This window comes from Streptomyces phaeoluteigriseus, assembly GCF_001896135.2.
GTDB classification, from domain to species: Bacteria; Actinomycetota; Actinomycetes; order Streptomycetales; family Streptomycetaceae; genus Streptomyces; species Streptomyces phaeoluteigriseus.
This window is the reverse complement of record NZ_MPOH02000002.1, coordinates 21,957-38,263: the sequence shown is the minus strand read 5'-3', so window position 1 is coordinate 38,263 and position 16,307 is coordinate 21,957. Positions and strand designations below refer to the sequence as shown.

Annotated in this window: 15 protein-coding genes and 6 pseudogenes; 7 read left to right on the top strand and 14 right to left on the bottom strand. The window is 68.6% G+C overall.

Annotated elements, in window-relative coordinates; all coding sequences use genetic code 11:
• Positions 1 to 3: 3 nt before the first annotated feature.
• The 5 genes and pseudogenes from BM536_RS42135 to BM536_RS41595 form a co-directional block, all read left to right on the top strand.
• Positions 4 to 131, top strand: a pseudogene (locus tag BM536_RS42135) (IS5/IS1182 family transposase); the annotation flags it as partial.
• Between the two features lie 465 nt (positions 132 to 596).
• Positions 597 to 2,510: a GMC family oxidoreductase gene (locus BM536_RS00840; RefSeq protein ID WP_094102362.1), complete on the top strand. Its 1,914-nt coding sequence runs from the start codon at positions 597 to 599 to the stop codon at positions 2,508 to 2,510.
• A gap of 98 nt (positions 2,511 to 2,608) precedes the next feature.
• The gene (locus BM536_RS00835; protein ID WP_094102361.1) at positions 2,609 to 3,715 is read left to right on the top strand and encodes a ferritin-like domain-containing protein; all 1,107 of its coding nucleotides are present in this window, start codon (positions 2,609 to 2,611) and stop codon (positions 3,713 to 3,715) included.
• Positions 3,716 to 3,736: 21 nt separating this feature from the next.
• A complete protein-coding gene (locus BM536_RS00830; RefSeq protein WP_079275180.1) occupies positions 3,737 to 4,303 on the top strand; it encodes a hypothetical protein in 567 nt (188 codons plus the stop codon).
• A complete protein-coding gene (locus tag BM536_RS41595) occupies positions 4,300 to 4,542 on the top strand; it encodes a hypothetical protein (RefSeq protein ID WP_073497530.1) in 243 nt (80 codons plus the stop codon). The genes BM536_RS00830 and BM536_RS41595 overlap by 4 nt, the downstream gene beginning before the upstream one ends.
• Here BM536_RS41595 and BM536_RS00820 read toward each other — a convergent pair.
• From BM536_RS00820 to BM536_RS00785, 9 genes and pseudogenes are all read right to left on the bottom strand, one after another.
• Positions 4,532 to 4,852 carry a class I SAM-dependent methyltransferase gene (locus BM536_RS00820; protein WP_073497532.1) on the bottom strand — a complete coding sequence of 107 codons (321 nt, stop codon included), beginning with the start codon at positions 4,850 to 4,852 and terminating at the stop codon, positions 4,532 to 4,534. The two genes, BM536_RS41595 and BM536_RS00820, sit on opposite strands and share 11 nt — an antisense overlap.
• Before the next feature lie 29 nt (positions 4,853 to 4,881).
• Positions 4,882 to 5,514: a M15 family metallopeptidase gene (locus tag BM536_RS00815; protein ID WP_073497542.1), complete on the bottom strand. Its 633-nt coding sequence runs from the start codon at positions 5,512 to 5,514 to the stop codon at positions 4,882 to 4,884.
• A 20-nt stretch (positions 5,515 to 5,534) separates the two neighbouring features.
• Positions 5,535 to 6,050, bottom strand: a complete 516-nt coding sequence (locus BM536_RS42130; RefSeq protein ID WP_245873220.1) for an NUDIX domain-containing protein — start codon at positions 6,048 to 6,050, stop codon at positions 5,535 to 5,537.
• 111 nt (positions 6,051 to 6,161) lie between these two features.
• Positions 6,162 to 6,416, bottom strand: a pseudogene (locus BM536_RS42125) (GNAT family N-acetyltransferase); the annotation flags it as partial.
• Positions 6,368 to 6,469, bottom strand: a pseudogene (locus BM536_RS44190) (GNAT family N-acetyltransferase); the annotation flags it as partial. The pseudogenes BM536_RS42125 and BM536_RS44190, both read right to left, overlap by 49 nt.
• 101 nt (positions 6,470 to 6,570) lie before the next feature.
• Positions 6,571 to 7,014, bottom strand: coding sequence for a phosphotransferase (locus tag BM536_RS00805; RefSeq protein ID WP_245873204.1), 444 nt, complete (start codon positions 7,012 to 7,014; stop codon positions 6,571 to 6,573).
• An 875-nt stretch (positions 7,015 to 7,889) separates the two neighbouring features.
• Positions 7,890 to 9,890, bottom strand: coding sequence for an ATP-binding cassette domain-containing protein (locus BM536_RS00795; RefSeq protein WP_073497534.1), 2,001 nt, complete (start codon positions 9,888 to 9,890; stop codon positions 7,890 to 7,892).
• 728 nt (positions 9,891 to 10,618) lie between these two features.
• Complete coding sequence (locus tag BM536_RS00790; RefSeq protein WP_073497536.1) at positions 10,619 to 11,395, bottom strand: hypothetical protein; 777 nt, start codon at positions 11,393 to 11,395, stop codon at positions 10,619 to 10,621.
• Positions 11,396 to 11,620: 225 nt separating this feature from the next.
• Positions 11,621 to 11,803 (bottom strand): annotated as a pseudogene (locus tag BM536_RS00785) (ALF repeat-containing protein); the annotation flags it as partial.
• Positions 11,804 to 11,982: 179 nt separating this feature from the next.
• Between BM536_RS00785 and BM536_RS00780 the strand changes: the two are divergent.
• Positions 11,983 to 12,241, top strand: a pseudogene (locus tag BM536_RS00780) (transposase); the annotation flags it as partial.
• 275 nt (positions 12,242 to 12,516) lie between these two features.
• Here the strand turns inward: BM536_RS00780 and BM536_RS40630 are convergent.
• From BM536_RS40630 to BM536_RS44185, 5 genes and pseudogenes are all read right to left on the bottom strand, one after another.
• Positions 12,517 to 12,654 carry a hypothetical protein gene (locus tag BM536_RS40630; protein ID WP_158086478.1) on the bottom strand — a complete coding sequence of 46 codons (138 nt, stop codon included), beginning with the start codon at positions 12,652 to 12,654 and terminating at the stop codon, positions 12,517 to 12,519.
• A gap of 60 nt (positions 12,655 to 12,714) precedes the next feature.
• A complete protein-coding gene (locus BM536_RS00775; protein ID WP_079275089.1) occupies positions 12,715 to 13,686 on the bottom strand; it encodes an RICIN domain-containing protein in 972 nt (323 codons plus the stop codon).
• 238 nt (positions 13,687 to 13,924) lie between these two features.
• A complete protein-coding gene (locus tag BM536_RS42115) occupies positions 13,925 to 14,224 on the bottom strand; it encodes a helix-turn-helix domain-containing protein (RefSeq protein WP_245873203.1) in 300 nt (99 codons plus the stop codon).
• Positions 14,225 to 14,320: 96 nt separating this feature from the next.
• Positions 14,321 to 14,527, bottom strand: a complete 207-nt coding sequence (locus BM536_RS42110) for a hypothetical protein (RefSeq protein ID WP_094102359.1) — start codon at positions 14,525 to 14,527, stop codon at positions 14,321 to 14,323.
• 89 nt (positions 14,528 to 14,616) lie between these two features.
• Positions 14,617 to 14,970 (bottom strand): annotated as a pseudogene (locus BM536_RS44185) (helix-turn-helix transcriptional regulator); the annotation flags it as partial.
• A gap of 426 nt (positions 14,971 to 15,396) precedes the next feature.
• Between BM536_RS44185 and BM536_RS00760 the strand changes: the two are divergent.
• Positions 15,397 to 15,765, top strand: coding sequence for a hypothetical protein (locus BM536_RS00760; RefSeq protein ID WP_073495619.1), 369 nt, complete (start codon positions 15,397 to 15,399; stop codon positions 15,763 to 15,765).
• Positions 15,766 to 16,307: the final 542 nt, after the last annotated feature.

Genomic DNA, 16,307 nt, shown 5'->3' with positions numbered 1-16,307 from the left:
CAGGCCCGGCCTCCCGTGGAACGCGGCATTGCATGGCTGAAGTCCTGGCAGATCTTCCGAAAATCGTGCACCAGACCAAGGGCATGACCGTCATCGTCAAGACCGTCCTCACCCTGAAGAGGCAACGCTGAAAATCCTCACCACTGATTACGCCCGAACGATGGGTTTGCCGACAAGATCCCCACTGCGGTAGAGCGGAATAGCGGTGTCATATGCAACCCTTGTGCCGAGGCCCCTCCCGTGATCCCTCGTGAATTAGCGGGCGGCATCAGATTTGCCCATCGCAAAGCGGAGGATGGTCCCCGTTCGCGACGTACGCGGATGGTCCGACAATGCGGTGAGCGGCCGCAGTTGGCAGCGGGCCTGCTGCAAACCATGGGTAGTTTCTTAGTGGTTCATCGGTGGATGTAGTGATACGTGCCTGTAATTCTCCAGCTTGAATTCGGATCCTGAGCTAGTTATCTATCGCTAGTGGCATTAACGGGCCTTCGACGGTAATTCGATCACCATGCGTTCTGACGGCTCGTGGAATTTGTCACCGGGCTGTTCTGCCCGTAACCGGGGTGATTTCACCCATGACGCGACAAGGGGTATCAATGACGTCTTACGGCGATACAGACCCGGTGATCTTCCCAGCCGGTGCCGCGACGCAGACCAGCGCCGCCGAGGCTGCGCAAAACGAGTGGGACGCCGTCATTGTCGGTGGTGGCATGGCCGGTTCCATCGTCGCCGAGCAGTTGAGCCAGGCAGGCTACAAGGTGCTGATTGTCGAAGCCGGCCCCGGCAAGGACTTGGACCTCGCCGAGTACGAGTCGTACCTGTCGCGGTTCTACGGCGCCGTCATCAAGGACAATCAGTCCCCGTACCCGTTCAACCCGAATGCCAGGATGCCGAGGAGCACCGACACCATGCCGGTGAATCCGGGCACGCCCCGAGACGACTTCTACCTCGTGCAGGAGGACAAGTACTGCACGGACACCACCTTCACTCGGGTTCTCGGCGGCACCTCCATGCATTGGGAGGGGAAAGCGCTGCGCATGCTTCCCGAAGACTTCGACCTGCGCACCAAGTACGGCCAGGGGCTGAACTGGCCGCTCAGCTATGACGACCTGGAGCCCTACTACCGGCAGGCTGAGGCCGAACTGGGCGTAGCCGCCGAAGTCGAGGACCAGACGTACCTGGGGATGCATTTCCCGAAGGGATATGTCTTCCCGATGCACCGCATGCCGCCGTCCTATCTCGACCAGGTGGTCGCCCAGGGTGTGGACGGCATGCGGGTCAACCTGGCGGACGACGATTACACACTCCAGGTGCGGAGCTTTCCGCAGGCCCGTAACGGTGTGCCGAACGCCGCGTACGACGGCGGCAAGGGCTTCGTCCCGGTCGGCGCGGTGAGCACGAGCCAGGTGGAAGAGGGCGAGCGTTGTCAGGGCAATACCAACTGCGTCCCGATCTGCCCCGTGCAGGCCAAGTATCACGCGGGAAAGACGCTGGCCAAGGCGCTCCGCAAGGGCAACGTCAAGATCGTGACGCAGGCCGTCGCATCCAAGGTCGAGATCAATGAGCAGAACCAGCGGGTGACCGGGATCACCATCAAGAACTACCAGTCGCTCGACTCCGACAGGTACGAGACGTACACGGTGAAGGGCACCGTCTACATTCTCTGCGCGCACGCCATCGAGAACGCCCGGCTCATGCTGGCCTCCGACATGCAGCGTATGAGCCGCAGCAAGCTGATCGGCTGCAACCTGATGGACCACGCCTACCTGCTGTCCTGGGGCCTGTTGCCCAAGCCGGCCGGCACGATGCGAGGCACAAGCTGCACGGGCGGGATCACCGACCTGCGCGGCGGGCGATTCCGCGGAACCCAGGCCGGATTCGGCGTGGACATCCACAACGACGGCTGGGGGTGGGCGACCGGCTCGCCCTACACGGACCTGGTCGAACTCGTGGACAAGCAGGGCCTGCGCGGGCCGGAGTTGCGCAGGACACTCGGGAACCAGATCTCCCGGCAGCTCCTGCTGGCCTTCATGATCGACCTGCTGCCCGACAAGAGCAACAAGGTCACCGTGGACGAGCGATACAAGGACGCCCTCGGCAACTTGAAGCCGGTCGTGTCGCTCAAGATCCCGCCCTACACAATGCGGGGCGCCGCATTCGCCCGCAAGCTCGCGACCGACATCTTCGAGAAGCTCGGCGCCGAAGACAGAACCACGTACGACAAGGACAGCTACAGCGCCGTCGAGCACGACGGCCAGTGGTACAACATCGTGGGCGGCAATCACCTGGCGGGCACCCACATCATGGGAACCGACCCGGCGAACTCGGTGGTCGACCACACCCAGCAGTCATGGGACCACGACAACCTCTACCTTGTCGGGCCCGGCAGCCTGCCCTCGATCGGGACATCCAACATCAGCCTGACCATGGCGGCGCTCGCCTTCCGCAGTTCGACCCACATCGTCAGGCACCTGCGTGCCGCGAAGGCGCCGGCCACCGTCCGCAGCTAAGCGTTCAGCAGATCGGCGGGTCGAACACCACACCGGCCACCGCCGCCACCGCCCACGATTGGGGGACCATGTCCGTTTCAGAATCAGATCCTGCTCCCATGATCCAGACCATCGAGGAGCTACACGAGTACCTCTACAAGGGACTTCAACTGGAGCATGCAACGCTCCCGCCCTACCTGACCGCCCTCTACTCGCTGCATCCGGGGAAGAACTCGGATGCCTGGCACGTCATCAGGGTCGTGGCCGTCGAGGAGATGCTGCACCTCACCCTGGTCGCGAACGTCATGAACGCCGTGGGTGGAATGCCGGACCTCACCAAGCCCGGCTTCGTGCCGAACTATCCGACGCGCCTGCCGTGTGGTCCGGACTACTTCGAAGTGCATCTCCGGCCGTTCTCGCACGAGGCTCTCGACACGTTCCTGAAGATCGAGAAGCCCGCGCAAGCAAGTAGCGAAGAAGACAGAGTCGTACCGATGGACTGGGCGGCCCTTGGGCTGACGTCCAACGGCTCGGCGCCGTCACCGGAGAAACTGGCGGAACTCGAGGAGTCCGGCACCATTCTCGGCCTCGTCCCTGGAGAACCTGCCCAGCGTTTCTCGAGCATCGGTGAGTTCTACGAGGAAATCATGCGGGGAATCAACCACTTGGAGGACCAGGCCCGTAAGGCGGGGACGACGATTTTCACCGGCGATCCCACTCGCCAGGTGACCCCCGAGTATTTCTACTCGGGTGGCGGCGATGTGATCAAGGTGACTGGACGCGACACCGCAATCGCGGCGCTCAACCTCGTTGCGGAGCAGGGCGAGGGGCTGCACGGTGGCATCTTCGACAGCCAGGACGAAATCGCCCACTACTACAGGTTCCAGCAACTGGAGAAGGGGCGCTATTACCAGAAGGGCGACAAGCCGGGCGAGCCTTCCGGCCCGGATCTGAACGTCGACTGGAATGCCGCCTACCCGGTGAAGCCGGACATCAAGATGGCGGACCTCGCGGAGGACCCGGAAATCCTGGCAGCGGCCAAGGAATTCAACCAGTCTTACGCCACCTTCCTCACCAGTATCAATCTCGCCTACAACGGTCAGCCCGACCTACTACTCAAGGCGGTCTGGGAGATGTTCCGCATTCGCGACAGCATGAACCGCCTCATCCGCAACCCGCTCACAGGGCATCCGGGGGCGAACGCCGGCCCGACATTCGAGATCTAGACCGTCGAAGGAGGAGGCATCGTGACGCAAGGAACGACCGCAGAAGAGAAGCTACGCAAATTCGTGAAGTTCTCTGCCACTGTGACCGGGTTCAGCGAGTTCGACCTATGGGGAACTGGTCAGGCGGAGACGTACTACAAGACGGCGGTGAACCAGGAAGGGCCGGATGCGATCGACAAGGCGATGGCTTCCGATCCCACTGCTGTCCCCGCCGATCCAGTGGTGGGAAGCATCATCAAGCTCTGGTATGTCGGCGTCTGGTACGGCCTGGAACTGGCGGGACGCATGGACGTGGCGGCCTGGACGGCGCCCGGCCGGAGCGGTGCGAAGCCCGCCGTCCCGGATGACAGCCAGCCCGAGGAAAGCCAGCCCTGGCAGGCCGTGTCCGGACAGCACCAGGCCGGGGAAGACCGCGCGCACGCCAGTGACGGACGCAAACCCTTGTTCGTCGTCTCCCCCGACGCCTACACCGAGGGGCTGTTGTGGCGGGCGATCGGTGCCCACCCATCCGGCGCGAAGGCGCCGGGCTACGGGTCGTGGGCCAATCCGCCCACATTCGAGAACTACCAGAAGGAGGAAGTGTCGTGACCGGCACTATCCCGAACCTGGGTCGCGACAAGGTATCACTCGGCGTGACGCCGACACTGTGGTGGAACGACGACTTTCCGCTGATCGACATCGGAATCCCGTTCGAGCAATGCGTGAGCGAGATGGCACTCGTGATGACGAGCGCTCCGCCCTCGCGCAGCCGTGCGGCCAGAGCGCGAAGGACACGGGCGCGATCGCGGATGAACGCGATGGACAGCCGTAGGACGATCAGGTCGTAGCCGTCCTCGGCGAGGTCGCCAGGTCGCCGTGCTCGACATCCAGGCTCAGCCAGCGCACCCCCTCTACCTCGGCATGCTCCGCGCGAGCCCGCTCGAGCGCGCCTTCGGCGAAGTCCGCTCCGTCTACGGTGTAGCCGAGCGAGGTGAGATAGACGGACAACTCGCCCGTGCCACAGCCGATGTCGAGCGCGGGGCCGCCCTCGGGGGCCGAGGCGTGCTCGACGAGCAAGCCCTTCTCCTGGTCACCGAGCCGTCGGAAGCCTCGCCCCTCGTTGTAGTGCTCGGACCAGTCAGTCCGGGTGTATCCCACAGGTCTCTCCTCGTTCGTGAAAGGCGGGGTCAGGGCAGTTCGACGGGGCCGTAGAGGGCGGCCGGCTGCTGGATTTGCAGCGCCCAGTACCGGTCGCCGAACGACCAGCTCCACCACTCCGTGCCGTAGTTGATCAACCCTGCGATGGGCAGCGCGCTGCCCATGGTGGCCCGGTTCGTGCGGGCGCGGGCGCCACGGTTGGGGGCGTTGGTGTAGCAGGCGCCGGAAGATTCCTCCGAAGACGCGTTGACCCGGGTACCCATGTCCAGTTCGCGGCCATGGTGGTCGATCAGGATCACGTCGACGGCTGCGCCGGCGGAGTGCGGTGCGATCTCCGGAGGTGATACGAAGCGGCTGGCGGCCTCCCGGATCGCGGCGGCCTGCCAGTCCGGATGGGCGCGCGCGAGCTCGTCGGAGTACTCCTCGAAGTACCGGCGCTGCAGGGACGGGGGCCGGTAGCACTCGATGAACAGCAACCGCACACCGCCAGGGAGCAGCGATTGCGCCTGCTGGAGCCGCGTGAGCACGCCCTGACGTACGTGGGCCCAGGCGCCCGCAGCGTCCTGCTTGCGGTCTTCGACCATCAGGCCGTGCACGCGGGCATCGAGGAGGACCTCGCCGCGCTCCTGGACAGGGATCGCGGCGACTCTCCGGTCGGACATCAAGACGATGCTGCCGGCGATCACGAGTTCCCCCAGGTGTCGACGTATGCGGCCACGCCGGTGCGGCGGGCCTCCTCCACGGCGCGCGGCCGCACGAAATTGCGGGCCGGCATCAACGCCTCCCACTCGGCCCCGGGCAGGACGCGGACCTCGTCGTGCTCGCGCGGATTGAGGGTGATGCCCCGGATCTGTTCAGCGGTGAGGTGACCGCCGTCGAAGATCAGCTGCAGCGTGCTGTACGGACGCTTCTCCCGGGGCTGCCCGTACACGGTGGCCAGCAGCCGGGGCGGACCCGCGGCGGTCATGCCGGTCTCTTCCCGGCACTCGCGCACCACCGCGTCCCAGGGCCGCTCGCCCAGATCCATCGCGCCGCCGACCATGTGCCAGGGGTGGCCGGGGGAGTAGACGGAGTGGAGTTGGAGCGGCCGGTCGTCCTCGTCGGTGACGTAGAGGCACACGTACGCGGCCGCCCGGGGCAGTGCGTCGGCGTACTGCTGCGGCGGCATCCACGTCGAGTCCGGCTGCGCACCGGGCACGACACCAGCACGTTGACGGTGGCGGGTCATCCGCATCAGTGCCGGGCTGCCGCTGAAGCCGAGCTCTCGGTACAGGGGCGCGGCCTCCGGGCTGGTGTGCAGCTCGAACCGCGTGACGTCCTCAACGGCTGCGAGGTGGTCCAGGAGTGCGGACACGACGGCCCGGGCGTAACCGCGACGCCGGTGGTCCGGGTGCGTGGCGACCAGCTGTACGCGGGCTGCCCGGCCTCGGGGGTAGGCCGGGGCCGGAGCACGGGGTGGATCAGGCCGAGGGCACAGGCGGCCATCGTGCCGTCCGCGGCGTCGACGACGATGGCCTGGGCGTCTCCCTCCGGCGTGAGCCGTGGCGCCAGCTCGTCCGTGCACTGCCGGACCCAGTCCTCGGTGAACGGTGCAGACAGGACATGTTCGGAGCGCATCCGGGTGATGGCTTCGGCGTCAGCGGGGGTTGCCGCGCGGACCAGCGGCAGCCCGTGGACGTCGCGCGGCTCGGCCGCGGCAGTGGGGGCCGTGTCGGCGTTCACGAGGCATCTCCTTTCGGTGAGAGGGCGGCACGGTGCTCGGCGCGCAGGCGGGCCAGGGTCCGCCGGCCGCGTTCGACCAGCTCGGGGTCACTGTGGGCGGCGCCGTAGGCAATCCCGCTCACGGAATCCAGAGCTGCGTCGATGACGAGGCGCCCCTGTTCGGCGGCGGTCAGGGGCCTGCCGTACCCGGCCAGAAACGCCTCGAACAGGTCCGGGCGGGCGGCCCAGGCGTCGGACAGGCGGACCAGATCCCGTACGGCCGGTCCAGGCTCGCTGCGCTCGAGGTCGATTACCGCCACGACGACCTCAAGGTCGTCCGTGTCGTCGGCGGTGTCAGGGGTCGAGAGGATGTTGCGGAGCTGGAAATCGCCGTGGGTCCACCCACTCCAGCGGTGGCACGTCCTTGGCCTGCCGGACGAGGTCGCGGATGAACTCCTCATCGCCCGGCAGGAGATGAGACCGCGCCGCGGCCAGGTGCCGGTCGGCCTTGGTGACAGCCGGGCCGCTGCCGACAGGAGCGGGCCGTGGGGGAGAGGACTGGTGGATGCGGCGGGCCAGTACGCCGATCCGTTGGAAGACCGCCCTCTCCCGCTCCGGTGCCAAATCGGTGCCGTGCAGCGGGCGTCAGGAACCACCGGGCTCCGTCGCTGTCCCGGGCCACGTAGTTGCGGGTCGCGGTCACTGCAGGACCTTCGCCAGCCACGGTCGGGATGATCCGGTAAAACAGCGTCAGGATCCCCGCCACGACCATCACGTCCGACTCGGCGCTGTTCATCGTCGCACCCCCGGGTCGGCCGGGGGGGGGGGGGAGGCAGCAGTTGGCGCAGTGCTTGGGCGTCCACCTGCAGTTGCTCCTCGTCCTGCCGTCCGAGATCGAGCGCTGAGAAGGGCAGCGGCCCGCCCGGCGCCGGGTCCGTTCCGGCTTCGCGTCGCGGAACGCAGTGCCAGTGGGCGTGCGGGATCTGGTTCCCCAGCAGCAAATAGTTCATCTTCAGCGGCTCGTGAGGCGCCTCCACCGCGCGGCTCAGGGCGAGGACGTCGCGCCAGAACACGGCGGCGTCTCCCTCGTCCAGCTCGGTGGGCTCGGCGACATGACGGCCGGTGTAGATCACGACGGCGTACCCGCGGACCTGGCCGCTGCGCCACAGGTAGGCGTTGCTGACCTCCCCGCGCCGCCAGAAGGAGGCCCCGGCCGATGTCGTCGGCGGTGAAGTCGTTCGCGCACATCGGGCAGTCGGTGCCGTAGCGGTGGCCGGTGAGGTCTCCGGCCAGGCACCAGCCGACGCGGGCGCGGGACGGGGCGAGTAGTCGGGCATCACGCGACCTCCCCGGCCTCGGTGCTGTAGCCGTCAGCCTGGAGGGTGAACATGTCGGCGTACTCGCCACGGAGGTCCATCAGCTCCTGGTGCGTGCCGCTCTCGGTGATGCGACCGCCGTTGAAGACGAAGATGCGGTCGCAGGCGACGACGCTGGCCAGGCGGTGGGAGATCAGCACCGTGATCTGATCGGGGCGCGGATTGTCCCGCAGGACCGCCTCGTACACGGCGTGCTCGGCCCGGGGGTCCATGCTGGCCGTCGGTTCGTCCAGCAGCAGGACGGGAGCGTTCTTGTACAGGCCGCGGGCGACGGCGACCTTCGCCCATTGGCCGGCGGACAGTTCCTGGCCGCCGCGGAAGCGCTTGGACAGCAGCGCCTCCCACCGGCCGGGCAGTCCGGCGATGACCTGCTCGGCGCCGGAGGCCCGCGCGGCGTCCAGGGCCCTCTGCGGGTCGGCCTCGGTAAGGGTGCCCCGGGAGACCGTCAGGTTGGCCAGCGCGCTGAACGGGAACCGGACCGGGTCCTGGAGCACGCAGCCCACACGGGCCTGCAACGACTCGGCGTCCATGTCCAGCACGTTCACGCCGTCCCAGCGGACCGTGCCTCCGTCCTGAGGTTCGTACAGCCCGGCGAGGAGGCGTGCGCAGGTGGACTTGCCGGAGCCGTTGACACCGACGAACGCCACCCTTTGACCGGCGTGCAGCGTCATGGAGATGCCGTTGAGCGCCGGGGTGTCCTTGCCCGGATAGGTGAAGGACACGTCTTCCAGCGAGATGGTCTTCACCGTCTCGGCGGCGGGCAGCCCGCTGCGGCGCGGCTGGAGGTCGCGGCAGCGTTCCTGGAACGCCAGCAGGTCATCCACCCACATGGCGTGCTCATAGACCAGGTGGGAGACGTCGACGAGCCGGGTCAGCGAGGCCTGGGCGGCCTGAATGGCGAGGACCGCGCCCGCGCCGGCGGCCAGGGGAAGCCAGCCCGCGATCAGCATGGCGCCGAGCGCCGTGTAGGTGATGCCGGTGCCGATCCCACCGACGGCCCGGCCCGCCAGGGTCAGCCCGGCCGAACTCACGCCCAGGCGGGTGTCCTCCTCGGCGATCCGGGTCGTCAGCCGGCGGTGCTCCTCCAGCAGCGCGCCCTGGGCGGTATCGGAGCGGAGCTCGGCGGCAGCGTCCCGCTCCAACAGCAGCCAGGAGAAGACTCTCACCCTGCGCTGCAGGGTGTTCCACCGCTTGAAGGAGTGGAAGCGCGCCCGGGCGGTGCGTACGGCGGCCGCACCGACCGGCAGCACCGACAGCAGGAGAAGAGGCAACAAGGCCGGGTGGAGGACGCCCAAAACGCCGGCGGTGCCCAGGAGCCCGAGCAGTGCCGCGGCCAGGGAGACGACCTGGCCGACGATCTGCCTGGCATAGAACAAGCCGCGGTCGTTGGCCCGATAGGCCTCGTCGTGCCAGTCCGCGTCGTCGACGACCTCCAACCGCACATGGGCGGTCAGGGTGAGGAACTCCGTCTCCAACGCTGTGCGGATCTTCGGCGTCACCCTGGCCTGCGCGACCGCGACCCCCGCCTCCAGGAGAGCGCGCGCGGCCAGGAAGCCGACCACGATCAGCAGTTGGGGGACGGCCGCCCGCACCCTGTCCGGCGTGGGCCCCTCAGCAAACAGTTCCCGCAGCACCGCCACCGAGGCCATGAGCCCGAACGCCGTCATCGCGGCCGACGCCAGCTGCAGGACTACGACCGCGAGCGTCGCCGTCCGGTCCGCAGTCCAGGCAAGTCTGCCGATCTGGCGCACGATCCGCGGCAGACGCGCGAGGATCTGCCCCACCGTGGCCTTGGACGCAGCGCCGTCGTACACGGACCAGTACGTCTCCTCCAGACCATCGGCGATGTCACCATCGTGCGGTCCACCCGGCACGGCGGCGGGCGGCAGCGGAAGTTCCGCCCCGCGCGGGGCGGGGACCGCGCTCTGTCGGATGGCGTCTGCATCGCTGCCGTCGCTCATGCCTCCCACCTCGTATCCGGTCGTGCTGCGCTGCGAAGGGCGTCAACGCGGCGGAGGGGCCGCGCCACGTGGAGGACGGCAAGCTGGAGCTGTTCGAAGGCGGCGGGGGGATTCACGCGGGCGGGCACAGGATTCACGGGGTTCCTCCAGATGGGGCACATGAGGGGTACTGGTGCTCCAACAACGGCCCCCGGATGGACCCGTAACGGGCAGACCCGGGGCAGATCGTGAACAAAGGTTCTATTGAGGGGTGGACGGCGCTCCAGTGCGGCTCGATGGGAGCGGGGAGACACTCGAACGCTTCGCGTCACCCGTTCGTGGACTTGTCCCGTGGTCGAAAGGGCATGGCTGGGGAGGCAGTGGCGCCGGGCGCGTGCCCGGTAGATTCCGGCGGCGTCGGCGCTGACGATCCGGCCGAGACGCCGATGCCTGGTCGCTTTGTATGCCGTCAGCGCGCAAGGTCGGTGATGCCCTTCACCGTGGTGAACGCCAGGCGCACACGCGTAGGCGAAGGCGACCGCCGCGTGGGAGGCCAGCAGCCAACCCGAGGTGTTCGCCGGCCTCGGTGGGAGCGGGGACGGAACGAGTACAGATTCAGCGCGGCCAGGGTCTGGGCCGGCGGTCCGCGCCCATGCTACGAGCCCGTTCTCGCGAGCCGACCGGAGCCGAATGCGGGCGGCAGATTCCGGGAGCCGCGCACAGTGGGCAGAGCGCAGGGGCGGGCCCGATCAGTTGGCCGACGTGTTCCGTGTCATCTCGGCTGCCTCGGTGATGGCGCGTTGTCTGAGATCGCCGAACAGCTGCATCGTGACGGCGGCCAGGACGTCGTCCCCGCCAACGGTTCGCCCGTCCCCGCGGCGGGTGGACAGGGCGAGGAGGGGGTCCTTGAGTAGCGGGGCCGGGGCTGGCTCGCCCGGCACCACCAGACTGACCGTCCCGAACCGCTTGACCCCGCCCTCGCGGACGACCTTGGCCGCGTCCCGGGCCAGGGCGGTCAGGAACACGCTCGCGATTCCGTCCAGGTCGCGGACCATTGCCGGGACCGCCCTCACCCCCCGGCTCCCCAGCAGCGTCCTCACCCCGGCCTGGAACCGGTGGGCGCCAGCCACACCGCTCGGTGTACGCGCCCCGCGGCGCTCACGAAGAGACACGAGCGCACCATCGGCGCTGCGCACCTCGCCCATCAGGCCGTGGAAGGTCGGGCTGTGCAGGTACCACGCCGATCCCACCTCCACCTCGACGTTCCGGTCGATCGCCGAGATCAGGTCCTTGGGAATCAGCCTCTTCCTGGCCTCCTCGGCCGCCGCGCTTCTCGCGCTGTCGATGATCTCCGTCAGCACGGTCCGCGTCACCGACGCGGCGGCCCACGCGGCCGGCCGGGAGACGTGCAACGAGGTCACGTCCCTGAACACCGCTTTGACGAGCTGAGGCTTGAACGGCAGGTCGGTCACCACGGAAGCGGTCTGCGGACCGCTGCGCTCGGTGCGTAGGGGTTGTGTGGTCATCGAAGAATGTGCTTTCTGCTGTCGGAGGTGTCAGTGGCCCATGCCGCACCGGGCGGCGAGAGTACAGAGCTCTGCGGAGGGCGCCGAGCCGGCGCGGGGCCTCGGGCGGGGCCGCCTGCATACAGAGGTGCAGGCGGCCCCGCCCGGATTCTCGGCGTTCCGGCGACCGGGCGGGCGGCAGGGGGTGCCACCCGGGCGAGGCGCTGTGGTGCGGCGCCGTGCCGGTCAGGCGACCTGGTACCTGCCGACTTCCAGGAAGTGGCGTAGTGCTTGGGGTGTGTTGTCGTCGAGGGCGGCGTTGGCTGCCGCGCGCAGGGCCGGGCTGATGGACGGGTCGGCGAGGATACGGGCGATGGCGACGCGGTCGTCCTCGGCCTGGGCGATCCGGTAGCCGGTCTCCAGCCAGGCACTCGTCCGGCACCAGCCGCTCAACGATCCCCACCACGGCCGACATCCTACCGAACACGCCAAATGAGATGGCTTCTAAGCGTGCTGGCGAGGCAGGTGCTTCTGGTACGCCTCGCGCAGTCCCGCGATCTCTGGGGGGTGAGATCACGAGACCATCTCAGAGCCGGACAACGGGGGGCGACGCGGCTGGGTTGCGCCGGACCCTGGCAGTGCTGCCGCAGCCCAGGGCGGCCGACAACCGGCTGGTCCTCGCGGTCGACGTGACCAACTGGCTGCGTCCGGATGCTCCATGTAGCCCGGAGGCTGTTCTGTCACGTCTACGGACGCTCGGGTCGCTCCAGTGACCAGTTCATTCCCGGCTGGCCGTATTCGTTCGTGGCCGCGCTGGAGACCGGCCGTACCTCGTGGTGTCAGTTGCTGGACGCGGTCCGTCACGGTACTGGCCCTTGACCAGGGGGTGAAGCCGGTGTGGATCCAGAAGCGCGAAAACGCCCCTCGAGAGCCTGGTCGGCCGCCGACACACCGGATCGCGATGTGCCGGGGCCTGGCGGGCTCGGGTAGTTGGCGAGCAGCTCGGGGGCACCGGGGGTGTTCAGGACGACGTAGTGGCATCCCTTGTGACGTGCCTGGTGGCATGTGTGTCGGTCGAGTGGGGTGGATGACTACGGTTGCCACGGTGGTGTCGGCGTACCGTCGGGGTCTAGGCCGTTCGGTCACAGCATGGTGACCAAATTGGGCTTCTGGCGGAGGCGGAGCCGGGCGTTGTCGATGTGGCCGCGGTCTGCGGCCTGGAGTGCCCAAACCTCGGCGCTGTCCCGGTCCCCGGCCTTCGTCAGATCACCCAGCTCCACGCCAGATCCGGCGACCGGACAAACGGACGGTCACGAGATCCGCCGGGCAGAACCTGGTCGTCACAGCCTCTGCCAGATGGCACCGGGCTGCCCCACGCAGTCCCACTGCTGGATTCGGGCACCGTCGTCCTGGGAGGAGTTCTGCACCTCCAGGCACTTCCCGCTCTCGTTGACGATGTACAGCGCCTCGTACTTCACGGACACGATCTTCCAGAACGTGCCGTCCTGACCTTTGCAGTCCCACTGCTGGGCCCTCGCTCCGTTGTCATCCTTGGAGTTGTCGATCTCCAGGCATTTGCCGTTGCTCTCCCGCCGGATGAGCATGTCGGAGCCGGTGCGCTCGAAGGCCCACCGGGCGCCGTCCTGGCCGACGCAGCCCCATTGCTGGGCGAGGGCGCCGTTCTCGTCGGAGGATTCCCTGATCTCCAGGCACTTACCGCTGTTGACGTTCCACACCCCCATCCCCCGCACGGGCTCGAGGACCGCGGTGGTGCTGTAGGAGACGGTGTTCGGCCACCGCCCGTCGTTGCGGGCGGCGGTGAACACCTGGCGGGTGCCGTCGGCGGTGACCGTCGCGGTGCCGAGGTCGTCGTCTCCTGTCAGGTCGTCCTCCTCGATCCGAACGGTGACCGGCTCCCCGACCTTGAAGTACAACTGTTCGTAGCCCCCGCCGTTGGCCCCGTACGCCTGCCCGCACGTGCCGTTGTTGTCGACCCACGGTTCGACGAACTTGACGCAGGTTCCGGCGTGGGAGATGTCGAAGGCGCCGTCGTTCCACGGCCACACCCGGTGGCCGTTGACCAGGACACGCACTTCGTCGCCGTCCCCGGTCATGGAGTCCTCCTCCAGGTCCGCGGCCACCAGACCGCTGAGCTTCAGGGCGATCAGACCGTCTCCCTGAGCGGCGGCCGGTGCCGTGGCACCGACCGTCACGGAGCCGGCTGGAGCGGCGCCCGCCGCGGTCGAGAACAGGAAGGCGATCATCAGAGTGATCAGGGGCAGAGCGCCCCGGAGCATTGAGCGAACACGCATGAGTCTGCTTCCTCGCGTCTCAAAAAGAGGGGGCGCGACGGTTCCCGGCTGCTCAAACGGCCGAGAGGTGCACTCCCGCGGTGCTCCGGAGTCCCCCGTGCCGTGTTCGGAGCCGGCTGCCAACCTAAGGAGCGGTGGGGGACGCCGCCATCCCAGGAATGTGGGGGGCCGACGCGTCAGTGCAGTGGGACGCGCCGATGCGGGGCGGGCGGTGTCTCGACGCGCCGGTGAGCCGAGGTCAGGCCTCGGGGCGGGCCGTCGAGGCGTCCGCGCCCCGCGTCAAGGCAGGCTCGTAGTGCCGTGCGAACAGGGTCGCTACCAGGTCCCGGTGGCTGCGCACGCCCGTCTTGTCGAACACCGCCTTGAGGTGGTCCTGGACGGTGTGCGGCGACAAACCGGTGCGGCGGCCGATCTCAGCGGTCGCGTGTCCCCGCAGGACGAGTTCGGTGACAGCGCGCTCCCGGGGCGTCAGCCCGTGGGCGGTGACCAGGAACGAGGTGCGCTCCTCCGGACGGGCCGGCTCGATCGCCACGGTCACGACTGCCTCGTCCTGGCCCACGGCCCGGGATGGGCTGTGGCCCTCGGACAGCGACCACGCGTGCAGCCGCGCCGGGCCGAGCGTGCGGGTGTGGGCCTAGGCCGTGAGCGATCCGCCGGCCGCCGCCGCGGTGCGGACCGCGGCGGCCGCGGCGCACAGGGAAGGCGGCGGACCGGTGTGCCGGCCGCCGAGCGGAGCGCGGTCGTCGCCCAGCAGCTCGCCGAGCCGCGAACCGGCCGTGGGGCTCTGGTGCAGCACCTGATACCGGTCGTCGAGGGGGCGGTGGGCGCCGGGTTCCGCCACGCCTGCCGGGTCACGTGCAGCCGGCGCAGCGCGTCCCCCAGCGGCTGCGCGAGCGACGCTGCCGTCGCGAGGTCGATGTCATCGAAAGCCGGAGCGTCGCGTCCGCGGCCCAGGATCAGCGCGCCCCACACACCGTGCCGGTCACGCAGCGCCACGCGTAGCTCGTCGCGGCAGCCCAGAGGGCGGATGATGTCCCGGTACCGGGGGCTACCCGCCAGCAGGTCACCGGCCTCACGGCTGAGCAGCCCGACGGGCGACGGGCGCCGCGCCAGATCCGGCAGCAGGTTGACGTCGCCTTCGCGGTACTCGATGTCCAGCATGCGCGGCATCAGCGACTCGGGCACGCCGTGCCGGTAGTTGCCTCCGGTGTTCATCAACGTCGCCGGGTCGACCGTGACACCGGCCCAGATGTCGGACGGGAGCACAGGAGCCAGCGCAGTCATCACCGCGTCGAAGAACTCCTCGACGTTCCGCGCCGCCCTCGCCGCGCGTACGGTCGCTCTACGGGCTCGCCCGACGCTCCCCCCGTCCTCGGACATGGGACCAGCGTAACCACGTGAAAAGTGCCCGTCCACGGCGGTCCGGCCGGGACGGGACGGGCCCTTCTGGCGGGGTCCGGCGCGCTTGCGTCGGCGCATCAGGACGAGGGCGCCCGCGCCAGCCGCGACCAGGGCGGCGCCGCCTACGGCCGCGGCAGGGTGCTGGAGCGCCGCCGGTGGCGGCGAGGACTTCACCCGAGCCCGGACCGCCATGCGCGTTCGGCCGGAAAGTCGCTGTCCGAACCGATCAGCGGCCCGTAGAAATGCCTTGGTCCGTCCACATGCTTCTCGGCCTGGCTGGCCGCCCGTGATCAGAAGGAGTCACCACAGATGCGTCGCCTTCGTTCCACCGTCCTGGCCCTCGCCGGCACGGCAGCGATGTTCGCCCTGACCGCCACGCCCTCCCAGGCCGCCCCCGGTGACGTCTCCACCTCCTGCGCGAGCGTTCTCACACCGGCCGGACACGTCGACGTCAGCTGGGGCTACAGCAGCAGCTGCGGTACGCAGAGCTTCAGCCCGAACATCAAGCAGATCAAGCAGCTCACCGGTCTGCCGGTCGGCACCGTGGTCAGCGCCTGCGCCTCCACCTACCAGCCCGCCGGCTGGGTCCAGACCAGCACGTACTACACCAGCAGCTGCGTCTACTCGTCGACCCCCAGCTTCAGCCACAACGCCTGGCAGCTGAAGCGCGTCTCCTGATCCAGAGATGTGGCGATGCCCCCGTCGAGCTGAGTGAGCGCTGCGAAGACGCCGTCGGCCGACGGCCCCTCCGGGCGCTCCTCGCCGCCCTCCCGTATCTCCGCCACGCGGTACAGGGCGCCGGTGTCGCCGCGGTCGGCGGCGCGGTGGCGGAGGTGGTGGGCCCATGCAGGCGGTGATGATGCTCGGCTGCCTGGCTGAGGGCGTTCAGGTCGTCGTGCGCTGGACTGAAACCGGCTGGGGTGCCCAGGAGCCGAGGGGCAGCTTGCGAATGGGATCAGCTCTCCACAGCCGTTCTCGGGGAACCGGCTTGCTTGGATCCCGTTGGGCATCCATAGCGAAAGTGCCCGCCCGGGACGGCGAACACGAGACCGTGGTGGAGTGACCCATCCCCCCGGTCTACTGCGGACCGCTCCCCTGCAGGGTGAGACGACCTCGTCGCTGATCTGCCGCATCGCGAGCCGCTACGGCTGGAAGCCCGGGCGCTGCGGTCGTGCTGGCACTGGCGCAACTACCCGCCAGGGCACGACGGCGGGGGCGCG

Bases quoted from the DNA above. Each gene is read 5' to 3' on its own strand.
- BM536_RS00790 (WP_073497536.1), bottom strand. From the start codon at position 11,395: ATGACCACACAACCCCTACGCACCGAGCGCAGCGGTCCGCAGACCGCT.
- BM536_RS00815 (WP_073497542.1), bottom strand. From the start codon at position 5,514: ATGTCCGACCGGAGAGTCGCCGCGATCCCTGTCCAGGAGCGCGGCGAG.
- BM536_RS00795 (WP_073497534.1), bottom strand. From the start codon at position 9,890: ATGAGCGACGGCAGCGATGCAGACGCCATCCGACAGAGCGCGGTCCCC.
- BM536_RS00840 (WP_094102362.1), top strand. From the start codon at position 597: ATGACGTCTTACGGCGATACAGACCCGGTGATCTTCCCAGCCGGTGCC.
- BM536_RS00835 (WP_094102361.1), top strand. From the start codon at position 2,609: ATGATCCAGACCATCGAGGAGCTACACGAGTACCTCTACAAGGGACTT.
- BM536_RS00805 (WP_245873204.1), bottom strand. From the start codon at position 7,014: ATGAGGAGTTCATCCGCGACCTCGTCCGGCAGGCCAAGGACGTGCCAC.
- BM536_RS00760 (WP_073495619.1), top strand. From the start codon at position 15,397: ATGCGTCGCCTTCGTTCCACCGTCCTGGCCCTCGCCGGCACGGCAGCG.
- BM536_RS00775 (WP_079275089.1), bottom strand. From the start codon at position 13,686: ATGCGTGTTCGCTCAATGCTCCGGGGCGCTCTGCCCCTGATCACTCTG.